Annotated in this window: 16 protein-coding genes and 2 rRNA genes; 12 read left to right on the top strand and 6 right to left on the bottom strand. The window is 39.3% G+C overall.

Translation table 11 applies throughout. The annotated features are described in order from the left end of the window. Nucleotides 1-126: 126 nt before the first annotated feature. From rrf (FFU37_RS11810) to glsB, 3 genes are all read left to right on the top strand, one after another. Nucleotides 127-241: ribosomal RNA gene (rrf, locus tag FFU37_RS11810) — 5S ribosomal RNA — on the top strand. A gap of 62 nt (nucleotides 242-303) precedes the next feature. Continuing rightward, nucleotides 304-418 (top strand): 5S ribosomal RNA (gene rrf / locus FFU37_RS11805). A 382-nt stretch (nucleotides 419-800) separates the two neighbouring features. Next, a complete protein-coding gene (gene glsB, locus FFU37_RS11800; protein WP_138489561.1) occupies nucleotides 801-1,724 on the top strand; it encodes a glutaminase B in 924 nt (307 codons plus the stop codon). Between the two features lie 36 nt (nucleotides 1,725-1,760). Here the strand turns inward: glsB and FFU37_RS11795 are convergent, their stop codons facing one another. Beyond that, complete coding sequence (locus FFU37_RS11795) at nucleotides 1,761-3,065, bottom strand: inosine/guanosine kinase (RefSeq protein ID WP_138489560.1); 1,305 nt, start codon at nucleotides 3,063-3,065, stop codon at nucleotides 1,761-1,763. Between the two features lie 178 nt (nucleotides 3,066-3,243). Between FFU37_RS11795 and tadA the strand changes: the two genes are divergently transcribed. Beyond that, nucleotides 3,244-3,759 (top strand): tRNA adenosine(34) deaminase TadA, encoded by a 516-nt coding sequence (gene tadA, locus FFU37_RS11790; RefSeq protein ID WP_138489559.1) that lies wholly within the window; start codon nucleotides 3,244-3,246, stop codon nucleotides 3,757-3,759. Between the two features lie 2 nt (nucleotides 3,760-3,761). Here tadA and FFU37_RS20300 read toward each other — a convergent pair whose 3' ends face one another. Both FFU37_RS20300 and mltF read right to left on the bottom strand, forming a co-directional pair. After that, on the bottom strand, nucleotides 3,762-3,929 hold the full coding sequence (locus FFU37_RS20300; protein ID WP_002961076.1) for a hypothetical protein: 168 nt from the start codon (nucleotides 3,927-3,929) through the stop codon (nucleotides 3,762-3,764). Nucleotides 3,930-4,093: 164 nt separating this feature from the next. Further along, complete coding sequence (mltF, locus tag FFU37_RS11785) at nucleotides 4,094-5,602, bottom strand: membrane-bound lytic murein transglycosylase MltF (protein WP_138489558.1); 1,509 nt, start codon at nucleotides 5,600-5,602, stop codon at nucleotides 4,094-4,096. 211 nt (nucleotides 5,603-5,813) lie between these two features. Between mltF and purL the strand changes: the two genes are divergently transcribed. From purL to FFU37_RS11765, 4 genes are all read left to right on the top strand, one after another. Further along, nucleotides 5,814-9,704, top strand: a complete 3,891-nt coding sequence (purL, locus tag FFU37_RS11780) for a phosphoribosylformylglycinamidine synthase (RefSeq protein ID WP_138489557.1) — start codon at nucleotides 5,814-5,816, stop codon at nucleotides 9,702-9,704. A 277-nt stretch (nucleotides 9,705-9,981) separates the two neighbouring features. Next, nucleotides 9,982-12,432, top strand: a complete 2,451-nt coding sequence (locus FFU37_RS11775; RefSeq protein WP_138489556.1) for an intermembrane phospholipid transport YdbH family protein — start codon at nucleotides 9,982-9,984, stop codon at nucleotides 12,430-12,432. 2 nt (nucleotides 12,433-12,434) lie between these two features. Then, the gene (locus tag FFU37_RS11770) at nucleotides 12,435-12,632 is read left to right on the top strand and encodes a YnbE family lipoprotein (RefSeq protein WP_007378800.1); all 198 of its coding nucleotides are present in this window, start codon (nucleotides 12,435-12,437) and stop codon (nucleotides 12,630-12,632) included. A gap of 11 nt (nucleotides 12,633-12,643) precedes the next feature. Continuing rightward, nucleotides 12,644-12,973 (top strand): YdbL family probable chaperone protein, encoded by a 330-nt coding sequence (locus FFU37_RS11765; RefSeq protein ID WP_002961068.1) that lies wholly within the window; start codon nucleotides 12,644-12,646, stop codon nucleotides 12,971-12,973. Between the two features lie 48 nt (nucleotides 12,974-13,021). On the opposite strand, the gene FFU37_RS11760 is transcribed toward FFU37_RS11765, so the two are convergent. Next, nucleotides 13,022-13,570, bottom strand: coding sequence for a DUF1415 domain-containing protein (locus tag FFU37_RS11760; RefSeq protein WP_138489555.1), 549 nt, complete (start codon nucleotides 13,568-13,570; stop codon nucleotides 13,022-13,024). After that, nucleotides 13,567-14,850: a lipid IV(A) 3-deoxy-D-manno-octulosonic acid transferase gene (waaA, locus tag FFU37_RS11755; RefSeq protein WP_138489554.1), complete on the bottom strand. Its 1,284-nt coding sequence runs from the start codon at nucleotides 14,848-14,850 to the stop codon at nucleotides 13,567-13,569. Before waaA ends, FFU37_RS11760 begins: the two co-directional genes overlap by 4 nt. Before the next feature lie 182 nt (nucleotides 14,851-15,032). On the opposite strand from waaA, the gene FFU37_RS11750 reads away from it, so the two are divergent. Both FFU37_RS11750 and hldE read left to right on the top strand, forming a co-directional pair. Beyond that, entirely contained in the window at nucleotides 15,033-15,623 is a 591-nt protein-coding gene (locus tag FFU37_RS11750) for an SIS domain-containing protein (protein WP_002961065.1), read from the top strand. After that, nucleotides 15,623-17,062 (top strand): bifunctional D-glycero-beta-D-manno-heptose-7-phosphate kinase/D-glycero-beta-D-manno-heptose 1-phosphate adenylyltransferase HldE, encoded by a 1,440-nt coding sequence (gene hldE / locus FFU37_RS11745; protein WP_002961064.1) that lies wholly within the window; start codon nucleotides 15,623-15,625, stop codon nucleotides 17,060-17,062. Before FFU37_RS11750 ends, hldE begins: the two co-directional genes overlap by 1 nt. A gap of 99 nt (nucleotides 17,063-17,161) precedes the next feature. Here the strand turns inward: hldE and FFU37_RS11740 are convergent, their stop codons facing one another. Next, entirely contained in the window at nucleotides 17,162-18,667 is a 1,506-nt protein-coding gene (locus FFU37_RS11740; protein WP_002961063.1) for a capsule assembly Wzi family protein, read from the bottom strand. Nucleotides 18,668-18,878: 211 nt separating this feature from the next. On the opposite strand from FFU37_RS11740, the gene FFU37_RS11735 reads away from it, so the two are divergent. Both FFU37_RS11735 and FFU37_RS11730 read left to right on the top strand, forming a co-directional pair. Beyond that, on the top strand, nucleotides 18,879-19,952 hold the full coding sequence (locus FFU37_RS11735; protein WP_024604042.1) for a glycosyltransferase: 1,074 nt from the start codon (nucleotides 18,879-18,881) through the stop codon (nucleotides 19,950-19,952). After that, on the top strand, nucleotides 19,949-21,034 hold the full coding sequence (locus FFU37_RS11730) for a glycosyltransferase (RefSeq protein WP_138489553.1): 1,086 nt from the start codon (nucleotides 19,949-19,951) through the stop codon (nucleotides 21,032-21,034). Before FFU37_RS11735 ends, FFU37_RS11730 begins: the two co-directional genes overlap by 4 nt. Nucleotides 21,035-21,047: the final 13 nt, after the last annotated feature.

The raw sequence follows: 21,047 nt of genomic DNA, 5'->3' as shown, positions 1-21,047 counted from the left end.
ATGCGACAGTTTAGACAGAAGTTAATATAACTAAAGTAGATATTACTTAGAAAAACTTAAAAAATATTATCAGATATTTTCCAAATTCAGTTAATACGCAGAAATACGTATTAACGCCCAAATTTGCTTGGTGACAATAGCGTTTTGGACCCACCTGACTCCATGCCGAACTCAGTAGTGAAACGAAACAGCGCCGATGATAGTGTAGCATTTGCTATGTGAAAGTAGGACATTACCAGGCTTCAAATTCAGTCGAAGGACTTTAACCTTAATAATTAAAATAAGAAAATTGAAAAGAATTTTCTTGGTGACAATAGCGTTTTGGACCCACCTGATCCCATGCCGAACTCAGTAGTGAAACGAAACAGCGCCGATGATAGTGTAGCATTTGCTATGTGAAAGTAGGACATTACCAGGATTTAATTAAGAGAAACCCGTTACAGCAATGTAACGGGTTTTTTGCTGTCTGAGATTGATATAAATAGCAATACCCCATGCCGAATGCAGTAGTGGCCGCTTCTGCACACCCTGTACGCCGCGGCGTTTGTATTCCTATACATCAACGAATAGCTCGAAGACGAGCCCGACCAATGATAGTGTAGCATTTGCTATGTGCCTCTCCACCGCTGTGGGCACTACGACATTACAAGGAATTAATTAAGAGAAACCCGTTACAGTGATTTAACGGTTTTTTGCTTTCAATTTAAAAATCTCACCTTTGAATTCATCAACAAAACTAGGTGCGTCTATTCGCGCGTGCTAAAATCCAATTTTTATGAATGATGATATAGAGGTCTAGTTTGCCTACAGCTGATTACCAAAAGGTGCTTGATGAAATAGCACATGAAGTACGCCCTTTATTATCACAAGGAAAAGTAGCTGATTATATACCGGCCCTTGCAGAGGTCGATCCTGAGCAATTTTCTATTGCTATTTATACAACTGATGGTGGAACTGTGTGTGCGGGGGATTGCTCCCAACGTTTTACTATTCAATCAGTTTCTAAAGTTATGACACTTACTATGGCACTGCAACGTTATGGTGATGAGCTTTGGCATCGAGTTGGAAAGGAACCTTCAGGTACTGCTTTTAACTCGCTTACACAGCTTGAGTTTGAAAAAGGGATTCCTCGTAACCCTTTCATAAATGCAGGCGCAATTGTAACGTGTGATGCGTTGTACAGCCGCTTATCTGCACCAATGCACTCTATGCTCGAGACCTTTAGGTTGTTAGCTGGTAATAGAGGGATAGTGATTGATAAAAAAGTCGCTAATTCTGAGTATGAATTTAGGCATCGTAATGCTGCTATGGCGCATTTAATGAAGTCGTTTGGTAATTTTGAAAATGAAGTCGATGATGTTTTATGGTCTTACTTTAACTTTTGTTCTATTGAGCTCAACTGTATTGAATTAGCCAAAGCTTATAATTTTCTAGCAAATAAAGGTGTTGATAATCGATCGGGCGATCGTGTTTTAAGTAGCCGTCAAAATAAGCAGCTTAATTCGCTATTATTTACCAGTGGCTTATACGATGCTGCGGGGGATTTTGGTTACAGAGTAGGTATGCCAGGTAAATCGGGAGTGTCAGGGACTATTTTAGCCGTGTTACCAAATAAGTTTACGGTAGCTGTTTATTCTCCGGGACTTAATTCGTTTGGTAATTCGGTTGCAGGAATTGCAGCGTTGGAACTGCTATCTAAAAAGCTCGATATTTCTATTTTTTAGGAAGTTGATAGGGAGCAATACTTGCTCCCACCGTTATTATTGTTCCCAATAAACCTGTTCTAAGCAGTCTTCGCGCTCTGGTAAACCGCGAGATAAACGAGGAGAGTGCTGAACTAACACTTCATAACTAGCTCGGTTAGCATATTTACTAATTTGCGATAGTGACGAGTAAGTAATAGCTTGTTGCTGATGCTTAGCTGAGTTTGCCACATTAAGTTTATGATAAACATTTGCTGATAAGTCATGTAGCACAGCCGCTAAAGCACAATCGCCTGCACCATTGGTGTTTTTGATTGAGTCAGGTCCACCCATAAATGGGGCTGTATGGCTATATGCTCTGATAGGCTCATCACACTCGGTTTTACGCATAGCACGTGAAAATTCGTATCGATTAAAATCAGGTATTGCGCCTGGTAATAACGGGTATTCGGTTTCACGCTTTAAGCTTTCGTCTACGTAGCCGGCCATAAATAAGCCTTTTTCGCCAGCGGTGCAAATTACCAAATCCACCCAATCAAGTGCTTTATCGGCAGCTAGGAGAGGGTCTTCAAAACCTGTAATAGCTAACCCTTCTTCTTCGTTCATAGCAAGAATATCAACATGCTTTTCAACAAAGTTTGCCCACCAGGCCGGGTCTTGTTCAATTAAGAATTTAGTGCCGAGTGTAAGAACAACTGGCACACCTGCATCATTAGCGTATTTTACCGCTTGCATAGTCGCTTCAGTCATCGTTTCACTACCTTGCGTACGCATGAGGTAGGCACTGATCACTAATGCTGATGAATTTTCAATAAGGTTTTTATCGATAGATTCAGGGCGTAAGTGATTCATTAGGCCCGCACTTATTGCAAAAGTACGCTCACCGGTTTCATCAATTAATGTAAAACAACGACCTATAGGCCCATCTACTGGTTGAAGATAGTTTAAATCTACACGGCTTGAGGTATTACATAAAAAGCGGTAAGCATAGCTACCTATTTTTATATTTTCGCTCATTACGCCTAATAAAACTGAGCGATCATCTGCAAGTACAGAGTAGTTGTGCATAGTGTTACCAATGGTCCCACCGGCAAACTCAAAATCAACCATATCGTTTAATTTTAAACGATCGTATAAGGCGTTCGTTATGTCGCTATCAATAACTTGTGACATACCTCTACGTAGTTGAAATTCGTCAAGGAAAGCTTGATCAACTTTTGCCTCTATATCAACAACGATCTGATCGATACCCGTAATATAACTACGTTGTAATCGCTCTGTTGCGTTAAGTTGATTGGTAAGTGGATCTTTGGCTTCCACTGGAAAATAATGTTTATGCCTGCGGCGTCCAGGAAATTTCATTTGCTACCCGTGTTGTGAGCTAAATAAAAAAAGCGTGAGATTATAGCGTAAATCCACACGAGTGAGCCATTACAAACAGGTAAATATCGTTTTATTTTTGCAATAAAGTAATGAATGACGCACTTTAGAGTGCTAACTAGGTATAATTACAGCATAAAAAGTTATTTAAGTAGAAAGAATGAACGAGCCATTTAATGATTCCTACTGGATGGAGCAAGCGCTTTTGTATGCAAAGCAAGCAGAGTTGCTTGATGAAATTCCTGTTGGAGCGATTGTAGTCAAAGATAACCAGCTAATTTCAGTCGGGTACAACCGTTCAATAACCGATAACGACCCATCAGCCCATGCCGAAATGATTGCAGTGCGAGAAGCTGGAAAAGTCCTTAACAATTACCGCTTAATTGATTGCACACTATATGTAACGTTAGAGCCTTGCTCTATGTGTGCGGGATTGTTAGTGCATAGCAGAATAAAGCGTTTAGTATTTGGTGCCCTCGATGCTAAAACTGGGTCTGCAGGTTCAATTATGAACTTATTACAAGAGCCGAGGTTAAATCATCAAGTAGAGGTATGCGGTGGTGTTTTAGCACAACAGTGCGGTGATACTATTTCGAATTTTTTTAAACGTAGAAGAGCGCAAATTAAAGCAGCTAAGAAAGCTGCTCGTGATGAACAAATAAATAAACTTAGCTAGAGTTAACTAGCGATTGGCTCTATTTCTGTTTCAGCCATTTGTTGCATAGCAAACATTCGGCGGCGCCAGATGATTTTTTTGTGCAGTTTTCTTAGCATAACACGACGACGTGTGGCTGTTGAATAAATCACATTGCGTTTTAATTTTTGTGTGCGTCTACGTTTTAGCATGTTTTCTCCTAATGCAAGAGTGAGAAAGGCGCAGGGTATATCTTATAAAATAATAATATACAAGTAATACACATTAGTGATCATTTGATGACAAGTAAACAGATATTTAATTTACTTAAAGTTTGCTTACTTGCTTGCTCAAAAAACTGATACCTATACAAATCTTAGTTATTGTTTTTACTCGGTTGTTCGGGCTCAATTATAGGCTGTTGTTTTTCTGTTTGCGCTTCATCTTTGTTACTTTTTTCGTCACTTTCTTCATTTAGCTTTGGCTCGGTATCAGTGCTCTGCTCTGTGATTGGTTCTGGTTCAGGTTCTACAGCAATAGCATTATTCTCATCTAGCCAAACAAGTGCATCGTAATAGCGACGAATATTATCAACATATTTAACCGCTACATCGCCACGCGCATAACCATAGCGAGTTTTACGGTAATAGCGCTTTTTAATTAACAGCGGTAAGCGTTTTTTTACATCAGCCCATTTATCAGGGCTTGCGCCTTGCTGCTCGGTAATTATACGCGCGTCGTTAACGTGCCCCCAACCTACATTGTAAGCTGCTAGTGCAAGCCATGTTCTATCAGGTTGAGGAATTCTATCAGGAATACGCTTAATCAGTTTACTTAAATACTTACCACCACCGCGAATATTTTGCTCTGGCTCTAAGCGGTTGGTAACACCTACTTGTTTTGCTGTACTGCGGGTTAGCATCATAATACCGCGAACGCCTGTTGGCGATTTAGCGCGAGGATTCCACATAGATTCTTGATAGCTAAGTGCCGCTAATAATCGCCAGTCAAGGCTACCAGCATATTGTTCAAACCATGGTTGGTATGTTGGTAAGGTTTCTTTAATTGCTTCTATATAGGCTAGGGTATTTACATAGTTAAATTGGCGCACGTGACCAAAGTATTTTTCTTCAAGTACATAGAGCTGGTTACTTTGCTTAACGTCACCAAAAAATGGCACCAACAACGCATATAAAGAGTCGTCTTTAGATTTATTAAGTATCCATGCAATCGGATCGTTATGACTAACAGAAAAACCGATACTTAAATTTGGATGATAACGGCGAAATAACGATAGTGTATGTGTATCAGCGAGTGTGTAATCTATTTCGCCATCAATAACCGCTTGAAGTAGTTCTTCTTCATCAAACTCTTCGCTTTCTATCCAATTAAGATCTGGATTGTTTTTTTTCATTTTTTGCAGAGTAAGCGAATGGCTACTTTTAGCGATAACAGTAAAGTTGCCATCTAAGTCGGCAAACTCTCGAGGACGAACACGTCCTTGCTTATAAACTAATTTTTGGCTGATGGTTCTGTAAGTTGGACCATAACGGTATTGCTCTGCACGGGTTTTATTATAGGTAAGTCCTGAGGCAATTAAATCTAAATCACCGCTTTCAAGGCGTTCAAACATATCGGATAAGTTAAAAAATGGCACTATTTCAAGCTCTACACCTAGATATTCAGCAAATGCTTGAGATAGCTCATATTCAAAGCCTTGTTCACCTTGAACGGCTTGATAATAATTACTAGCACTTGCAAGTGTACCCACACGTATTTTGTTTTGCTCTTTTATTTGGGCGAGTTGAGTTGGCTGCTCTTGCATATCACATGCACATAACAGCATAACTAAAGTAATGATTATTATTAGTTTTTCTTTGAACATTGAGTGCCCCTTAAGCTCGCCAGCCACCGTTATAGCAAAACTAAGCCATCGCGTCACTTTACCTTTTATTTTATTAACCAAAAGAGGCTATAAATAAAGCTAAAAAGTTAATTTTATGAAAAGCGTAATTTTGAGTTAAATCTGAATGCTAATTGGACTATAATGCGTGCCTAAAATATCGTTCAATCCCTAACCCCGGATGAAATTACCTATGTTGATCCTTCGTGGTGCACCAGCACTTTCAGAGTTCAGAGTTAATAAAATTTTAGCGCGTTGCCAACAATCGCAACTTCCAGTCACTAACGTATACGCCGAGTATGCTCACTTTGCCGATTTAACATCGCCGTTGAGTAGCTCTGAGCAAACCAAGCTTGAAAAACTATTAACTTACGGTCCAACTATTGCAGAGCATACCCCAGCTGGCAAACTTGTACTTGTTACACCTCGCCCAGGTACCATTTCACCTTGGGCATCTAAAGCTACCGACATCGCCCACAACTGTGGTTTAAAGCAGGTTCACCGTGTTGAACGCGGTATTGCTTATTATGTTGAAGGTGATTTAAACGCAGAACAACTTGCACAAGTAACTGCGTTATTGCACGACCGCATGACTGAAGCCACACACAATGAACTTGAAGATGCGGCTCAGCTGTTTCGCAGTGATGCCCCACGCCAAATGTCGTCTGTCGATATTTTAGGTGGTGGACGTGAAGCACTAGCAACAGCCAATGTTGAGCAAGGCTTTGCGCTTGCTGATGATGAAATAGACTACTTAGTAGAAAATTTTACAAAGTTAGGACGTAACCCTAACGACATCGAATTGTTTATGTTTGCACAAGCGAACTCAGAGCATTGTCGCCATAAAATATTTAATGCTGACTGGACAATCGATGGTAAAGAGCAGCCAAAATCGCTGTTTAAAATGATTAAAAATACGTTTGAGCTAAATCCTGAAAATGTATTGTCGGCTTATAAAGATAACGCGGCAGTAATGAAAGGCTCAAAAGCGGGTCGCTTCTTCCCAAATGCGCAAGGTGAATATGCGTATCATCAAGAAGACATTGAAATACTAATGAAAGTTGAAACTCATAACCACCCAACCGCTATTGCGCCATTCTCAGGTGCTGCTACAGGTTCTGGTGGTGAGATTCGCGATGAAGGCGCAACGGGTCGTGGCTCTAAGCCAAAAGCAGGGTTAGTTGGCTTTACTGTATCAAATTTACGTATTCCAGGTTACGAGCAACCGTGGGAAAGCGATTTTGGTAAGCCGGGTCGTATTGTAAACGCACTTGATATAATGACAGAAGGTCCACTAGGTGGCGCTGCATTTAATAATGAGTTTGGTCGTCCTAACTTATTAGGCTACTTCCGTACTTACGAAGAAAAAGTAACAAGCCATAACGGTGAAGAAGTACGTGGTTACCATAAACCAATTATGCTTGCCGGTGGTTTAGGTAATATTCGCTCTGATCATGTTCAAAAAGGTGATATTCCTGTAGGCGCTAAATTAATTGCGCTAGGCGGGCCTGCAATGAACATTGGTTTAGGCGGTGGTGCTGCATCAAGTATGGCCTCAGGTCAGTCAAACGAAGATTTAGACTTTGCTTCAGTACAGCGCGAAAACCCAGAAATGGAACGTCGTTGCCAAGAAGTTATCGATAAATGTTGGCAACTAGGCGATGAAAACCCAATCGCATTCATCCATGATGTAGGTGCCGGTGGTTTATCTAATGCGTTTCCTGAGCTTGTTAATGATGGCGGACGTGGTGGTAAATTCCAATTACGTAGCATCCCTAACGATGAGCCAGGCATGGCACCACACGAAATTTGGTGTAATGAATCACAAGAGCGTTATGTACTCGCTGTTGGCGTAGAGGACTTTGACCGCTTTGAAGCAATTTGTAAGCGCGAACGTGCCCAGTACGCTGTTATTGGTGAAGCAACCGCTGAACCTCACTTAACAGTGTCAGACAGCCATTTTGAAAATAACCCTGTTGATTTGCCGCTGGACGTATTATTAGGTAAAGCACCTAAAATGCACCGCGATGTAACGTCAAAGCAAGTTGTTGGCAAAGCGCTTGATATCACATCAATAAATGCAGCAGATGCAGCGCAGCGCTTAATGCGTTTACCTACCATTGCAGAAAAAACATTCTTAATAACAATCGGCGATCGCTCAGTTACTGGTTTGGTGGCGCGCGACCAAATGGTTGGTCCTTGGCAAGTACCTGTTGCTAATTGTGCAGTAACTGCGGCAACGTATGATACTTACCACGGTGAAGCCATGTCACTTGGTGAGCGTACTCCGGCTGCATTACTTAATTACGGTGCATCTGCTCGTTTAGCTGTAGCGGAGTCGTTAACTAATATTGCCTGTGCAAACATCGGTAGCCTTGAAAACATTAAGTTATCGGCAAACTGGATGGCAGCAGCGGGTCACCCAGGTGAAGATGCTGGTTTATATGAAGCTGTTAAAGCCGTAGGCGAAGAGCTTTGTCCTGCGCTTGGTTTAACGATTCCAGTAGGTAAAGATTCTATGTCGATGAAAACGACATGGAAAGATGAAGGTGACTCACAAGAGAAGTCAGTAACATCGCCGCTTTCACTGGTTATAACTGCGTTTGGTCGTGTTGACGACGTACGTAAAACAGTAACTCCACAACTGCGCACAGATAAAGGCGATACATCGCTTATATTAGTTGATTTAGGTGCGGGTAAAAACCGCATGGGCGCATCAAGCCTTGCACAAGTTTATAAGCAATTAGGTGATGTAACCCCTGATGTTGATAGCCCTGAGTTATTAAAAGGCTTCTATAACGCAATGCAAGCACTTGTGGCTGATAGTAAGTTACTTGCTTATCATGACCGCTCAGATGGTGGTTTATTTACCACAGTAGCTGAAATGGCGTTTACGGGTCATACCGGTGTAACTGTTGATTTAGCAGCTTTAATAGGTTCTGACATTGAAGCGCTTTATAACGAAGAGCTAGGTGCGGTAATTCAAGTTGCAAATGCTGATTTAGATGCAGTGAATGCGGTGTTTGAACAACATGGTATAGCAGCAATTAGCCACAACATTGGCACGCTTAACAGTGACGATACGATTATATTTAACCGTGGCGAAAATACGGTACTTAATCATACGCGTACTGAGCTTCGTACTATTTGGGCTGAAACAACGTATCAAATGCAAGCACGCCGTGATAACCCTGAGTGTGCTAAGCAAGAGTTTGATGCTAAATTTGATGCAAAAGATCCAGGCTTAAACGTAAAACTTAACTTTGATTTAAACGAAGATATAGCTGCACCATACATTGCAACCGGTGCTAAACCGCAAATGGCTATTTTACGTGAGCAGGGTGTTAACTCTCATTTAGAAATGGCGGCAGCGTTTAATCGCGCAGGTTTTGCAGCCGTTGATGTGCACATGAGCGACATTTTAGAAGGTCGTTTAACACTAGAGCAATTTAAAGGTTTAGTGGCCTGTGGTGGTTTCTCATACGGTGACGTACTTGGTGCGGGTGAAGGTTGGGCTAAGTCTATTTTGTTTAACGACATGGCACGCGATCAGTTCCAAAACTTCTTCCACCGTGAAGATACTTTCAGCTTAGGTGTATGTAACGGTTGCCAAATGTTATCAACGTTAAAAGAGTTGATCCCTGGCACTGAACATTGGCCGCGCTTTGTAACTAATAAATCAGAGCGTTTTGAAGCACGCTTTAGTTTAGTAGAAATACAAGAGAATCCGTCTGTGTTCTTTAATGGAATGGCTGGCTCGCGTATGCCTATAGCGGTTTCTCATGGTGAAGGTCATGCTGAGTTTGCAAACGATGCAGCCACTAAAGCGGCGCTTGATAGCGGCACTGTAGCGGTTAAGTTTGTAGATAACTACGGTAACCCTACAACGCAGTACCCAGCTAACCCTAATGGTTCTCCAGAAGGTATTACAGGTATTACGTCAACTGATGGTCGCGCCACTGTAATGATGCCGCATCCAGAACGTGTATTCAGAAGCGTTGCCAACTCTTGGCACCCAGATGAGTGGCTCGAGGATAGCCCGTGGATGCGTATGTTCCGTAACGCACGTAAAAACGTAGGTTAATTATATTTACGTTTATACAAGTTAGATTCATAATCTTACTGTAAAATAAAAAAGGCTGCATTGTGCAGCCTTTTTTGATTATACCAATCTGCTTATATATGGGGTCTATTTAACGTTAAGAAAATCACACTAGAACTAGGCAAAAGTTTTTATATCTAGTTGTTCTAAATAAAAAACTTTTAACGACGTTATAGTGCAATTTAATTCGTTAAATTGATCAAAGATTTATGCAGGTTGGTATTAGTTTAGCTAAAAGCACAAAGCATTTAAGGATAGTATGTTTAAGCGAATTGGTTTAATTGTTGGAGCTGTATTACTAAGTACCTTGCTGCTTAGTTATGTATTTCGCTTGCCGTTATTACAATGGGTTATAGCGCCTGAGCTCAAAAAAGCAGACATTACGTTAAGTTGTCTCGATTTTTCAATTACGTCTAGCTTAAATATTCATGCTGATAGAGTGTGTTTAAATTATCAAAATCAACAATTACAACTCACTGGTATTACTGCAAATACAAAGCGTGTATATATTGAAAATGCAGTGCTAACAGTTAATCCACTCCCTAAAAGTGATAATGCTAATCAGCTTGCTAAAAATCTCGATTTAGCACTTCCCTTAAATCGCCCATTAATCAATATTAAACAGCTTGTAGTAAAAAGTGATGAGCTCAATAAGCCACTTAAAATAAGCATATTAGAACCCGAACTAAATAAATTTAATGTCTCAGGTGATATAAACGCAAGTGCAATTTTGACTGCTAATAAAGTAAGTGGTCAGTTTGAAATTAATGACACTTTTTTAAAGCACGTTATAAACACTAAAAATACATTAATAGCAGATTTTAACTTTAATACTCAGCAAGCATTTAGCTTTGATGGTATAGAGCTTAAGTTAAATGGCGATATTAGCTCCCAGTTTGCTCACACGTATGAGCAGTGCAAAGTTAACGTATTAACCACTGGTAAATTGGCGACGCGTTTTAATTTAAATAGCCAAGCGTTAATGTTTAATACCGATTTGCTTAATAACAAAATTAATTTAACACCAAGCTGTACTGAGTTAATTCCACCAAGTGAATATGCGGGCTTTATTAGCAAACAAGTGCCTTTAAATTGGCAACTTAAACTCCCTCAATCAATTCGCTTAGAGGCTAGTGAGCTCAGTGTACCTGTAATTAATTTGGTAAGCGTGGGCGATAAGCAATTTGATATTTTAATAACAGATACAACACTAAATATTACATCTCCATTTGAAGACTTACAGACAACTTTGTCAGCTCAAATAAATACACCTGATATAAATAATATTAACGTTAATGCTCAGTTATCTGACGCTGCAATTAAAGGCGATTACGCCGTTATGCTTGAAAATTTACCTGAGTTTGCACCTGCAACAGCGAATGGGCTTAGCCTTAGTGGTCACTTTAATATAAGTGAGTTTATAGACTCAAAACCAATTGGGCTTATAAATGCTAAATTAACGCTTAATAGTGTAGATGCGTTTGATATAAGTGCAGTGCAATATCAAGGTGATTTAACAGCAAAAATGGATAAACAGTTAAACGCAGAGGTAGCGTTAACGCAGCAATTAAAAAGCGCAGAATATAAAGAATTTAAAGTCACAGATATAAGTAACACATTAACAGCAAATGCTAATTTAGGCGTAGGTGAGTTATTTGCGGATCTAACAGCAAAAACGAATATAAAGGCTGTTAATAGCCCCGACATAAAACTTAATAATATAAAAATAGAGTCTACGGGCTTGCAAAGCCGTGCACTAAAAGCCACGCATCACGCATTTATAAACGATGTTGAGTTAGTTATAAATCATCATATGTCGTCGCAAGCTCATCCGTTTGAAGTCATTATTCCTGAACAAAGTGCGCTGTCGTTAAATGCGTTTATTAGTCAATTTGAGCCACTTGCACAGTTAACAGAGGGCGAATTTAATGGCTATATTAGTGGCGATATAAACTTACAAAATGCACTGTTCAATATAGGGATTAGTCATGCAAGTGCACTGTATAACGATTACCTTGCGAGTGATTTAAACAGTGTATTTAGCGGGGAATATAATTCAGGTAAGCTTAATGTAAAACCAACTACCTTTAATTTAAATGAATTTAGAGCAGGTGCTGTAGTTAAAGCGATTGAAGGTCAATGGCAAGTTAATAACAATACCGCGCTTATAAATGATGTAAAAGGAAGTGTGTTTGGTGGCGAGTTTTCATTAGATAGCTACACAGTAGGGAAGCCAAACCAAGTTGCTAATGTTAAGTTTGAAAACATTGATGCAAGTAAACTCGTTACACTCGACGATAAGTCGGGCATTGTATTAACGGGGCGCTTGGCGGGGTCTTTACCAGTTCACTTTGATAGTGGAAAAATTGAAATAATTGACGGTAGCTTATTTAGCCAAGGAACAGGTAATTTAAAAATTACCAATAATGCCGCGTTTGATTCAGTAATGCAGCAACAGCAAGAGTTACAACCTGTGTTAGGGCTATTAACTAATTTAGATATTCAAAAACTGAATAGCAGTGTGGCACTAAAAAATGATGGTTGGTTAAAACTAGGGGTTAATTTGCAAGGCTATAATAAAGCAGAGCAGCAGCAGGTTAACTTTAATTATAACCACGAAGAAAACGTATTTACACTTTTGCGTGCACTGCGTTTAAGTGACGAAATTACACAAAAAGTTGAGCAACAATACTCACAAAAAGGAAACTAATAATGAGACAGTCGTTATTGATAAAAGTACTGCTCGCACTGAGTGCTATTAGTGCACTAAGTGCTTGCACGCATCGTGTTGAGGTGTCTGCTAAAGAGCCCATTACTATTAATTTAAATGTGAAGGTCGATCACGAAATTCGCGTAAAAGTAGATAAAGAACTCGACAATTTATTTAGTGACGACAGTGAGTTATTTTAAGGAGCTAGAACATGAATACGAAGAAAAAATTAAACATTATTACGTTAGTTAGTGCAGTATGTATGTCGTTCTCTGCGTGGGCTATTAGCCTTGATGACGCTAAAAACCAAGGTTTAGTAGGTGAAGATAGCTCTGGTTATTTAGGGCTTGTTGTACAAAACGCAGAAGCAAAAGCCGTTGTTGATGATATAAATGCAAAGCGTAAAGCGCAGTACTTAAAGTTGGCTAAAAAGAATAACTTGTCACTTTCACAAGTAGAAGCGCTTGCTGCTGCTAAAACAATTGAAAAAACCCAAAGTGGTCATTACGTTGAAGTAAATGGTAACTGGGTTAAAAAATAAGCGTTTGTTATTGTCTTGTTTTGCACAAACCAAAATAAAACCGAGCATTTAAGCGCTCGGTTTTTTACAGCCTTCAAGTAACTGCTGCCAAAAATCAATCCCCTTACGCCTTGCTAGATTTATATTATGCTCAGGAATAGATTCAGGCTCGTTATAACTATCAAGTGCTTCGCTCATACTTGCTTCGCGGATTAAATGCAATGTAGGAAAGGGCGCTCTATTTGTGTAGTTTGCGGCATCGGTTTCATCACTATCAGCAAATACGTAGTCAGGATGAAAATTAGCGATTTGATACTTACCTTCAAAGCCCTGCGCGACTAAAAGTGCATTAGCTAAATCGACCAAGTCTAAAAAGTCTTCAAAGTCACTAAAGCCATTGTCAAACATGATAAGGGTTGTTTCGCGCTCTAGTTCACGGTCAAGCTCAACACATTGCTCAAGCATATCCATTACAGCATCATCCACACTTGCTGCTGGACTTACTATGTAATGAATACAGTTATTTTCTACTTCTTTTCGAGCAAACGGGCAAAAGTTATATTTAACAATAACAGATGATACCCATTCGCGGGTTTGGATTATAGCTATGTTGGTCACGGTTTTGGCTCTAAATATTGATTAATAATGGTAAGTGTTTTTTGTATAGCACCTTGGTTTTTAGTTACGCATTGCGCAGCTTTAATACCTAAGGTTTGGCACGCTTTTGTGTTTTGGCTAAACGTTATAAGCTGCTTTGCGAGTTCGTCGTTACTATCAACCACTACAGCACCTTTGAGCTTTGTTAGCTCGGGATAAACATGGTCAAAATTGTATGTGTGTGGACCTGTTATTACACCTACCGAAAACGCTGCTGATTCCAGTGGGTTATGCCCACCTCTGCGAATTAAGCTGCCACCAATAAAGCTCACATTTGCAGCGCCATATAAATACTGTAATTCACCAAGCGTATCAGCAAGAAGTACTTGCTCATTATTATAGTTATTTTGGCTACGACGGCTAAAGCTAAGTGGGCTTTGCGTTAAAAGCTCTGCCACTTTGTCAAATTGCTCTGGATGGCGCGGGGCAATTATAAGTAATGCGTTCGGTTGTTTTTTTAGTAACTCTTGATGGGCTGAAAGTACCAGCTCATGCTCAACAGGATGTGTTGAGCCTGCCACCCACATAAAGCGTTCATTATTACTATAAAGCTGTTTAAGGTTGAGTACTTTAGCTAGTTGCTCTTCACTTGGTGTTATATCAAATTTTATTGAGCCTGTTACATGGCTTTTTGAAGTCTCAAGACCAAGCTCTATAAAACGTTTAGCATCTGTTTTATTGTGACTCGCAAGTACTGTAATTGAGCGCATAATAATATGCGTTAATTTAGCGACCTTTTGATAGCCCTGCTGCGACTTTTCAGAGAGTCTTGCATTGATGACAAGTACTGGTATGTTTTTTTTGTGGCTTATCGCCATTAAATTTGGCCATAGCTCGGTTTCTAAGATACATAATGCTTGTGGCTTTATACGCTTTAAAAATCGAGCCGTCGCAAACGGAAAATCGATTGGTAAATAGCTACACGCTACAGTATTTTTAAACTGGCTAAGTATTTGCTCTCTGCCTGTTGGAGTATTACAGGTTATAAGTATATTTAAGTTTGGATGCGCTTTTTGCAAAGCTTTAATAAGTGGCGTTGCGGCAAGTACCTCACCAACAGAAGCACAATGAAAAACTAAAGGTTTAGTTTTAACCGTAAATAAAGACTTACTGACAAACCCAAAGCGCTCTTTAAAGTGTGCACGATAGCCTTGGTTTTTTTTACCTCGTAAAATATAGAGATAAAATACAATCAGTGGGCTAATAATAATTAATGCGAATGAGTAAAAAATGCGTGCCATACTGATCTTTCTTAAAGGGAAGTGGCGTTAGTTTACCGTGAAATAGCCGTTTTCTAAACAGACTCGTTATAAAATATGGTCTGGGTTCAGTTATAACCCGATAAAATACACACAATTAAATAAAATTATGGAATAATGAATTTAATTTTTCCTGCCATTTCAGTTCCAAGAGGAATTTTTTCATGTCAATTATCGATTCAGTGGCAACTAGCTACGTTGAAACATTAAACCGTCATCAGGCATTATTTGAAACGATGGAGGCTTATCATCAAGAATCTATGCAATTGTTAGAAGCATGCCATAGTGCATTACAAGCTGGTGGCAAGATTGTTTGGTTTGGTAACGGTGGTAGTGCAGCAGATGCACAGCATTTAGCAGCAGAATTTGTAGTGCGTTATAAATTAGAACGTGGTCCGCTTGCTTCAATGGCATTGACTACCGACACCTCTATTTTAACAGCGCACAGCAACGATTATCACTTTGATACGGTGTTTGAACGCCAAGTTCAAGCGTTATGTAAGCCAGAAGATTTAGTAATTGGTTTAACCACATCAGGTACTAGTAACAATATTAATTTAGCATTGGAAGCTGCAAATAAACTAGGCGCTTTTACTGTGGCATTAACTGGACGTGATGGCGGCAAAGTAAAAGATATTGCTAAGTTACCTATTATTATAAAAAATGACGAAACAGCACGTATTCAAGAAGCTCACATGTTTATAGGTCACTGGTTATGTGAAGCCATGGATATGGTTGTTGCGGAGCAGCAGTAATGGATTTATCGTTATTAAAAAACTTATCAGCGGCACGAATATTAGTTGTTGGCGATGTAATGCTAGACCGCTATTGGTATGGTGATACAGGTCGCATTTCGCCAGAAGCGCCAGTACCGGTTGTTAAAGTGAGTAAATTTGAAGACAAAGCGGGCGGCGCAGCTAACGTTGCAAAAAATATAGCGCGGTTAGATGCAAAAGTTGGCTTACTGGGCTTAATTGGTGAAGATGAAAGCGGGCAGATTTTAGAGACTATTCTAAAAGGTGAAAAAATAAGTTCACAATTAGTCAGTGTATGTGATTTACCGACTATTTCAAAAATGCGTGTTATTAGCCGCCACCAACAACTGGTTCGTCTTGATTTAGAAGAAACATTTACCGAGCAACATAGCCAACTTTTATTAAACCGTTTAGAGCTTGTACTTGATGAATACGATTTTATTGTGTTTTCTGATTACAGCAAAGGATCTTTGAGTTTAATTAAAGAAATGGTAAGCCTTGCTAAGGGCGCCGGAAAAACGGTTTTAATCGACCCTAAATCGCCAGATTTACATTTATATGAAGGTGCTGATTACATTACACCTAATTTACATGAGTTTAAGTTAGCGGGTGGTCAAACCGATTCAGAAGAGGCTTTAGCAGCAAGTGCGCGTGATTTAATAAGCAAAAATGGCATTAAAGCTATGTTACTTACGCGTTCTGAGCAAGGTATGTCGCTTATTAGTGCAGATGAAAAATTTGATTTTGCAGCGCAAGAGCTTGAAGTAAGCGATGTAACCGGGGCCGGTGATACGGTTATAGCTACACTCGCTGTTATGCTTGGCGCGGGCATGGAACCTAAAGATGCTGTCGAAATTGCTAATTTAGCCGCAGGCATCGTTGTGAGTAAGTTTGGGGCTGCAACTGTCTCGCCAGAAGAGCTAAGCCGCAAGCTTGGTCAGTATTTACATACTACGGGTGAGCATTACCAAACACCATTTGATGATGTACTTCAGCATATTGAATTTGCAAAACAAAACGGCGAAACCATTGTATTCACTAATGGCTGTTTTGATATTTTACACGCCGGGCATGTACGTTATTTAGCGCAAGCTAAAGCACGAGGCGATAGACTCGTTGTTGGATTAAATAATGATGAATCTATTACGCGTTTAAAAGGGGCTGAACGTCCTATTAACCCACTAGATGAGCGTGCGATGGTACTTAGCGCACTTTCATCAGTTGATTGGGTTATTCCGTTTGGTAGCTTAGATGAAAACGATACTCCCGCTAAATTAATTGAGCAAATAAGCCCTGATATTTTAGTTAAAGGTGGCGACTACACCGTAGAGCAAATAGCGGGTGCTGAGCACGTACTTCGCCATGGCGGAAAAGTTGAAGTGCTTGAATTTTTAGATGGGTGCTCAACATCAAAAGTAATTAGTAAAATTAAACAGTAATTACAGATTAAGTTTACTTAACAAATACAAAAAAGGGATGAAAACACTGTTTTCATCCCTTTTTTACATTTAATACGTTACTTTATTAATAGTAACGTATTAAAAGTTATATTCGTACTTAGCAAATGCTGATGTATCGTTTTCAGCACCGTCGTTGTTAGATGCAAAAGCACCTAAAGTGACTCGCCCTCCCATCGAAAGCATTCTATAACGAAGCTCTAATTGCTTACTATTAAACCCTGTTTTAGTAATTGTATTTCCTAAGTCTGGATTGTTAGGATAAAGGTCACGGTTATCGCTGTTGTAATCAACACTGCGTAATTTTACCTGCCAATCGTCTCCATTAGATAACTGACCTAACAGGGTTAAAACAACTGACTGTGCATCGTTATCATAAGTAGAGCCAATAGTGCGACCGTGGTAACGGTAACCCGATTTGTAATCTGAATGCTCATAGTAGCAATTTTCATTGGTAGACTCTGCTGAACATGAAACACCTGTGTCTATGTACTCTACATTTATTAATAAGTTTTGATCATATACACGTTGTGTTGTCTGTACACCAAATAAGTAGGCTCTATCAGCGGGTTTAAATTGTGAACTGGCATCTTCGCCAATCGTACTGGCATAAACAGCATAAGGTTGGTTGAAAAGTGTATCTGACCAGCGAATATCTATGCCAGCTAATTGATTACCTATTTTTGACTCTAATTGGCTATCGCAACTAACATTGCCATCAATACATGCTGTTTGCCCAGTTATGACATCAATAAAATCACCCGCAGAGCCCGGTTGTCCGTCACCTGCCCATTGCGCAGACCAGCTAACAGCAATTTCTAATTGTTGTATTGGGCGTATATTTAATCTACTGCTCCAAAGTAAAGCATCAGGAATTACACGTGTAGACTCAAGTTTAGCCATTTGTGCGGTAAAGCCCCATTGACCAATCCAGCTTAACCATGGTGATTCAAAAGCAGTACTTTTTTCTCTGGTTACACTTAGTGCAGGTAAAGGTTTCGCATTACCAGACATAATTAAGCTGTTATCAACACCAGGTCCCCAAAATTGCTCAACAGCACCGGCTCTAAAAATCCAGTTACCTAAACGGTAAGCTAAGTAACTATCGTCAAGTGAGGTATCGTTACAATCGGTTAAAGCTTGCTCATCGGTAACTATATCGTCAGTCGTTTTTCCATCAACTAAACATTTTTTACCGTCTTTTCTGTAATTTATAGCTACTTTAGCTGCAAAGTTATCGCCTAAATAAGCGTAAGCTGCTGAAAGCTCTGTTTCTTGTGTATTTGTTGCACCAAAGCTTGTTGCTACAATAGGATCTGTGGCTGCAAAAGCTGATAATTGAAGACTATGCGAGCTGCTATTTTCTGATTTATATCGATGCTTAACGCGAAGTAAAGCATCTTGCAAGCTTGGAGATAATTGCTCAAGCGGCATGCTTTTCACATCACTTATAAAACTTTTCCACATAAGCGGATAGGTAGTTACAGGAGCTAAAATAACACCGGCATCAGCTAATTGTTGAATATCAGCTCTAAGACCGTAATCATCGGGTTTTACCCATGGCTCAGCATTAACTGACGCGCTCATAGCGCAAAAAAGAGAAGAAAGAAGAAAAATTCTGTTTCGCAAAGTTCAGATCCTTGTGATTTAGATTGCGGCTAAGTTTATCAACCTAAGCTTGTTATTGCAGTAAATAATCAAATTTATAGGGCTAATTTAATATATTAAAATGTAACCTAGCTATCGTAATAAGTATCTGATTGGTATACTGGAGTTCAAATAGGAAATTGAGAATGTAATGAGCAACAAACGACTTTTATTTATTCCCGTATCATCACCAGAAGGCATTGGTGAATATATGCGCTCGTTGTTGTTGGCTCAAAGTTTAAAGGCAGAACTTACTGATTCTCTCGATATTCACTTCATACTAAACAAGCATACAAGCTACGCAAAAAAGTGTCCTTTTGAAGCCACATTGCTTGAACACTCAGCGACTAAAGAGCTTGATTCTGTTTGCGACTTTATAGAGCAATTTAAACCTGACGTCGTTGTTTTTGATTGTGCAGGACGTGCAGGGCATATGAAAGCGGCTAAAAAAGTAGGCGCTAAAGTTGTATTTATTTCTCAGCATGCAAAAAAACGCGCTAAGGGCTTGAAGCTAAACAGGATTAATTTAATTGATACACATTGGGTTGTACAGCCTGATTATTGTATTGAGCCACTTACATGGGCTGAAAGTGCGAAGTTAGACATGTTTCCCTTGGCACACCCTCGTAATGTAGGCCCTTTTGTTCCATTTGCTTCTTGTGAGCAAAAACGTGATGTTTTAAATCGCTATAACTTAGTATCTGATGGCTATTTTATTGTTAATGCGGGTTCTGGCGGGCATATATTAAATAATCTTAATTGTGCTGAGGTTTACTTTAAAGCCGCGCTTAAAATTACTAAGCATACTGGTTTAAAAGCAGTTGTAGTGTTTGGTGCAAATTATAATAAAGCAATTCCTAAAAGTGATGAGGTTACTTGTTTATCAAGCCTGCAAGGAACCGAATTTTTGGCATTAATGAGCCAAGCTAAAGTCGCATTACTTAGTGGTGGAGATACCTTATTGCAAGCAATTGCAGTTCAAACCCCTGTTGTGGCATGTGCTATCTCAAAAGATCAAAATACACGATTGGATCATTGCGTTAATGCAGGTGTTGTAATAAAAGCGAATCTTGATATTGATGAAATTACAACGAAAATAGCTCAAGTTATTACCGAGCCTTTTTATAGTGAATTTATTGGTAAGTATAAGCAACTCGATAGCACACATAGCTTCGACGTGATCACTACTGGTATAAAAAATATGCTTGTAGGAGATCGCTTATGAATATAGTGATTGTAATTGATTCACTAGTAGGTGGTGGTGCTGAAAAAGTAATGCTTACTTTGGCTGAAAAAATGGCGAAACTACAGCACAACGTCACTATATTATCTCTTGCGAGCAACGCTGAGTATGACATTCCTGATATAGTTAAAGTTGATAGCCTTTTTCCTGATAGAGCATCTAAAGTAGATAGATTCTGGCAGCGAAAAAACAGTATTTTGCGATTAGAAGCGTGGTTTGAAAAAAAACAAAGCGAGATTGGCAATATTGATCTAGTGCTTTCTAACCTTGATAGAAGTAATAATTTACTTGCACGTAGTAATATCAAAAATGTTCATTTTGTTATTCATAACTCAGTTAATGCAGAACTTGCCCGTCAAAAAAAGTTAGGTCCATTTTCATATTTATACCTTAAAAAAAGTAAGCAAAACTTAAATGGTAAATCACTTATTTGCGTATCAAAGGGTGTTGAAAAAGAAATAACACAAGGGGATTTAATTAACCCAAGTGCAATCGCGACTATTTATAACCCGTTCGATTTTGAAAAAATAAACCAACAAGCAAATGAGAAAAATAACAATATCCCAAATGAGCCTTACTTAATTCATGTAGGAAGGCTCGCCAAACAAAAACGCCACGATATATTATTTGCAGCATTTGCAAAGCTTGATAAAAAATACAAGTTAGTCCTTTTATGTAATAAACCTGCAAAAGCGTTAAAGCTTGCACAGCAATATGGCATAGATAAACAGTTAGTAGTGCCTGGATTTCAACAAAACCCGTACAACTGGATTCAGCATGCCAAAGCTTTAGTTTTGAGCTCTGATTTTGAAGGGCTGCCAACGGTATTAATTGAGGCTTTAGCGGTGGGTACTCCGGTAGTTAGCACTAATTGTACATTTGGACCAAGCGAGATATTAACAGGCGAGCTGAGTAAATATTTAGTACCCGTTCAACAAAGTGAGGCATTAGCCAATGCCGTTGAGCAGGTGCTAGCAGATAAGCCAAATGTAGAAAACGCAGAAATTCTAAAACAAGTACAGGCAGAGCAAGTTGCTCTGCAGTATTTAGCCTTGGCTAACTAAGTTAACTGATATT

This window comes from Pseudoalteromonas distincta, assembly GCF_005877035.1.
GTDB lineage: Bacteria > Pseudomonadota > Gammaproteobacteria > Enterobacterales > Alteromonadaceae > Pseudoalteromonas > Pseudoalteromonas distincta.
Note: the sequence above shows the minus strand (reverse complement) of the source record. Positions and strands in the feature narration are given on the sequence as shown.

Bases quoted from the DNA above. Each gene is read 5' to 3' on its own strand.
- FFU37_RS11770 (WP_007378800.1), top strand. From the start codon at position 12,435: ATGAGACAGTCGTTATTGATAAAAGTACTGCTCGCACTGAGTGCTATT.
- FFU37_RS11735 (WP_024604042.1), top strand. From the start codon at position 18,879: ATGAGCAACAAACGACTTTTATTTATTCCCGTATCATCACCAGAAGGC.
- FFU37_RS20300 (WP_002961076.1), bottom strand. From the start codon at position 3,929: ATGCTAAAACGTAGACGCACACAAAAATTAAAACGCAATGTGATTTAT.
- FFU37_RS11775 (WP_138489556.1), top strand. From the start codon at position 9,982: ATGTTTAAGCGAATTGGTTTAATTGTTGGAGCTGTATTACTAAGTACC.
- waaA (WP_138489554.1), bottom strand. From the start codon at position 14,850: ATGGCACGCATTTTTTACTCATTCGCATTAATTATTATTAGCCCACTG.
- mltF (WP_138489558.1), bottom strand. From the start codon at position 5,602: ATGTTCAAAGAAAAACTAATAATAATCATTACTTTAGTTATGCTGTTA.
- FFU37_RS11740 (WP_002961063.1), bottom strand. From the start codon at position 18,667: ATGAGCGCGTCAGTTAATGCTGAGCCATGGGTAAAACCCGATGATTAC.
- FFU37_RS11730 (WP_138489553.1), top strand. From the start codon at position 19,949: ATGAATATAGTGATTGTAATTGATTCACTAGTAGGTGGTGGTGCTGAA.
- tadA (WP_138489559.1), top strand. From the start codon at position 3,244: ATGAACGAGCCATTTAATGATTCCTACTGGATGGAGCAAGCGCTTTTG.
- FFU37_RS11795 (WP_138489560.1), bottom strand. From the start codon at position 3,065: ATGAAATTTCCTGGACGCCGCAGGCATAAACATTATTTTCCAGTGGAA.
- hldE (WP_002961064.1), top strand. From the start codon at position 15,623: ATGGATTTATCGTTATTAAAAAACTTATCAGCGGCACGAATATTAGTT.
- FFU37_RS11765 (WP_002961068.1), top strand. From the start codon at position 12,644: ATGAATACGAAGAAAAAATTAAACATTATTACGTTAGTTAGTGCAGTA.
- purL (WP_138489557.1), top strand. From the start codon at position 5,814: ATGTTGATCCTTCGTGGTGCACCAGCACTTTCAGAGTTCAGAGTTAAT.
- FFU37_RS11750 (WP_002961065.1), top strand. From the start codon at position 15,033: ATGTCAATTATCGATTCAGTGGCAACTAGCTACGTTGAAACATTAAAC.